This is a genomic window from Limnofasciculus baicalensis BBK-W-15, assembly GCF_024178385.1.
GTDB classification, from domain to species: domain Bacteria; phylum Cyanobacteriota; class Cyanobacteriia; order Cyanobacteriales; family Coleofasciculaceae; genus Limnofasciculus; species Limnofasciculus baicalensis.
This window is the reverse complement of sequence record NZ_JAMZMM010000490.1, coordinates 1-3,692: the sequence shown is the minus strand read 5'-3', so window position 1 is coordinate 3,692 and position 3,692 is coordinate 1. Positions and strand designations below refer to the sequence as shown.

The 3,692-nt window shown below is 43.8% G+C and carries 4 protein-coding genes; 1 reads left to right on the top strand and 3 read right to left on the bottom strand.

Translation table 11 applies throughout. The features are described from left to right. The 3 genes from NJ959_RS27095 to NJ959_RS27085 form a co-directional block, all read right to left on the bottom strand. Window positions 1–1,229, bottom strand: a 1,229-nt coding sequence (locus tag NJ959_RS27095; protein ID WP_254014869.1) for a sensor histidine kinase, incomplete at its 3' end; no start/stop codon positions are given. A 43-nt stretch (window positions 1,230–1,272) separates the two neighbouring features. Further along, the gene (locus tag NJ959_RS27090; RefSeq protein ID WP_254014868.1) at window positions 1,273–1,428 is read right to left on the bottom strand and encodes a hypothetical protein; all 156 of its coding nucleotides are present in this window, start codon (window positions 1,426–1,428) and stop codon (window positions 1,273–1,275) included. 64 nt (window positions 1,429–1,492) lie between these two features. Next, window positions 1,493–2,347 (bottom strand): acyl-CoA desaturase, encoded by an 855-nt coding sequence (locus NJ959_RS27085; protein ID WP_254014867.1) that lies wholly within the window; start codon window positions 2,345–2,347, stop codon window positions 1,493–1,495. Window positions 2,348–2,454: 107 nt separating this feature from the next. Between NJ959_RS27085 and NJ959_RS27080 the strand changes: the two genes are divergently transcribed. Beyond that, window positions 2,455–3,690 carry a TetR family transcriptional regulator gene (locus tag NJ959_RS27080; protein ID WP_254014866.1) on the top strand — a complete coding sequence of 412 codons (1,236 nt, stop codon included), beginning with the start codon at window positions 2,455–2,457 and terminating at the stop codon, window positions 3,688–3,690. Window positions 3,691–3,692 lie beyond the last annotated feature (2 nt).

Here is a 3,692-nt window from a genome sequence, read left to right as displayed (position 1 = left end):
AAATTATATACAATATGCAATCCTAAACCACTTCCGCCTTTGGAGCGAGCCGTAGTGAAAAAAGGCTCGAAAATTTTCTCCAGGTTTTGGGTAGGAATCCCACACCCGTTATCAGTATAATAAATAATTACTCCAGAGCGATCTAGGCTTCGCTCTTTACTCGCTTCACTCCAGAGCCTCACCTCAAAGCGCAACTCCCCTTCCTCCCCCGGTATATAGGCATGGATAATGGAATTGAGGACTAAATTAGTCACCACTTGGGACAACGCCCCCGGATAACTCTCAATCGTAATCGTATCATCCCCCTCGACAGTCAACTTATGTTTCGTCTGTTTCAAGTGGGGATCTAAGTTGTGCAATACTTCCTCCAGATAAGGTTTCAGAGCAAATGAACGCTTATCCGCTTTCGTTTGATCTACTGCGACTTTCTTGAAACTTTGCACTAATTCCCCCGCCCTTTGCAAATTGTTCATAATCAGTTGGCTGCTTTCTGTGGCATTATCTAAATACTCCTGTAATTGCGATCGCTTTAACTGTCCTTGTTCCCAGTTGGTAGCAAATACTTTCGTTTCATTCGCTAAGAAGGAAGCCGACATTAGTGCCGTACCAATTGGAGTATTGATTTCATGAGCGACACCCGCTACTAAAGTACCCAAAGATGCCATTTTTTTCGATTCAATCAATTGGTTTTGAGTAGTTTTAAGCTGATCGAGAGTTTCGGAAAATTTTTGGCGGTGATTGTACCGATCGTCACGGGAAAGCTCATAATGAGAATAAAACTGATCGAGAGTATTATGCCACTCAGTGGCAATAATATCCCCATGTTCGATTGCCATTTCAAGCAATACTTTTAGATCGGCATTTTCCTCCTTTAATTCTTTTAGTTCAATGGCTATTGTATTAAATAACTGAGCTAACTCTGGCAATTTATCTCCTCGATCGATTTCTTTTCCTTCCTGCCACTCTCCCCTCGCCAATAAGCGATTATTTTGTTTTAATTGATTGATTGACAATAGAACCCAGCTCGCCGTCAAAATAGTGGTAACTGTAACTATAATAGATGCTATTACATAAGGAAAAATTGCCTCAGAGCCATTGTCGGCGGACAGATACACCACCAATCCCAAGAGGAGAAAGAGTTGACTAGCCGATGTCAGGATGGGCATGATCAGGACAGTTTCCAGAGAAGCCTTCTCAGAAATAACTGAATGTAGAGACTTGATTGACATAGAAGTCATTTTACCGTAAGGTCTAATTAAAATTATCCCCTTGCTATATAGCGGTTTTCAACCCCATGAGGTACACCTCTATATAAACTATAGCGTCAATAATTTGTTTCAAATATTCGTTGGGAATGGAAAATTGCTGAATATGAAAAATGCGATCGCGGCCTTTTAGGGAAGCATCGCGATCGCATTTTTCAGGCAAGCTGCTCTAGATGAGTATACTAAATGTCATTTATCTTCCTTCACTCTCACCACGATGGGGTGATTTAGCTTACTGCTTGCTCTTTTGGCGGCATTACCACCTTCGTTGCCAATCCCAAAATTTGCAGAAACTTAATTGCCCACCAAGTTGTATCAATTTCCCACCATTTCCGTCCCGCTGGAGCCACATTTGGTTGAGCGTGATGATTGTTGTGCCAACCTTCTCCATGGGTTAAAAGTGCTGCCCACCATAGGTTCCGCGAGCCATCAACCACCTCATAAGTTTGATACCCGAACATGTGACTGGCTGAGTTAATCAACCAAGTCGTATGCCACAGAAATACTGACCGAACAATCATCCCCCAGAAGACAAAAGACCATCCTCCTACAAAGTAAAGCAATAAGCCAAGAGGAATCTGAAGCGATAAGAAATTCCGATCAAGCCATTGATAATAAGGATCTCTAGCTAAGTCAGGCGCATATTTTTGATAGATTTCACGGTTAAAAAACTCTTGTTTGTGGTAGAACAGCCAAAGGATGTGACTCCACAAAAAACCCTGTTTTGATGAGTAAGGATCTTTATATTCATCCTCTGGGTGAGCGTGATGCTGACGATGGGAGCCTACCCAAAAAATTGGGCCGCCCTGCATCGCTAAAGCACCAATGGTAGCGACGATATATTCCAACCACTTGGGAACTTGAAAGCTCCGATGGGTTAACAGTCGATGATACGCCAAGCAGATGCCAATGCTGCCAAATAGCCAGTGGAGGAATATGGCAACTCCCAGGGCTGACCAAGAGAAGAACCAAGGAGCGAGGAGTACTAAAGCGTGAAATGTAGCAAAGAATACTACGGTGATCCAGCTAATGGTGAGAGTTTTTTCGCCTGGGGGGGTAATAGAGAGTGAGTTGTTGGTCATTGAGGATAGCTATTGTGAGAATCTAAATGCAAGTGACACTTACACTTATATTCTAGCTTAACCCCCACCATTGCACCTTGCAAGTATAACTTGCATTTTTCATGCTTATGTCTCGCAACAGTTCCGCCACAAGAGAGCGATTGATTCAGGCAGCCCTTGAGTTATTTAGCTCTCAGGGAGTCACCGAGACAACGACGCGGCAGATTGCGGAGTTAGCTCACGTCAATGAAGTCACGCTCTTCCGTCAGTTTCGCAGCAAGCAGGGATTACTTTTAGCAGTAATCGAAGACTCTGGGGTCTTTACCCACCTGGGCGAATCTTTAAAAGCGCAGGTGGATTGTACCATAAATGTGGAGCAGGCTCTAAAAAACTATGGGCGCGATCGCTTGCAGGCCCTAGCAGATATTCCGGAGTTACTCCGCTCTGTGGTAGGGGAGTCGGGAAAGTACACGATCGAAAATCGTCAAGCACTGGGTAGAGGTGTCGATCAAGCCAATCAGGATGTAGCTAAATATTTAGCCACTGTGATTGAAAGGGATCGCTTACAACTGCGGTTACCTCCCCAAAAATTAGCCAGTCTCCTCAATAGCATGTTGTTTGGGTATTTTGCCATTGAATTAACCAGCGAGTTTCACCATCTTTGGCATGACAGCGAGGATTTCTTAGAGAGTTTGGTAGAATTATTTTTGCACGGAGCCGTTTCATCAGAAGCGTTTACGGTTGAAAGTTCCCAAGCTAACCTTCATGCTGCAACCGATCTAGAGCAAAAAGTGGCAGATCTACCAGCTTCTTTAGTTCACTCTATATTGCGACAAGCAAAAAAACAGAGCTTGCGTAACTATGCCCTGGCTTACATCCTCTTTGGTTCAGGTTTGTTACCTGATGAAATTGTAGCCCTAGAGCGATCGCATCAAATCAGCGATCCGCAAGAACACTTATTACAAGTCACTCAAGGTGCAGTGCGACAAGTACCCGTGAATCAGTGGATTATGGGAAAACGTTATGGCTCCTATATTCGCAATCCCTTGACTCAATGGTTAAAAAGTAGTAAGGATCATCACTCGGCGTTATTTGTCAATGAGCAGGGTAAAAGGATGTCAGAAGCAGAGATAGGTGCAGCTTGGCAAGAATTTACCTCCGGATTATTAAATCCCGACGGTGAACCCCTTTTGATTGAGCAAGCCCGACAGACATGGTGTGTGGAAATGTTGATGCGGGGAATTGATTTGGCAGATTTGATGATCCTGAGTGGTTGGGATGCTACTGAGTTACAACTCTATCTCCTAAGATCCAAAGAAAAAGCAGCGTTGGAGAGAGCGCTCCGTTTAGATAGAGAAGGATAAGC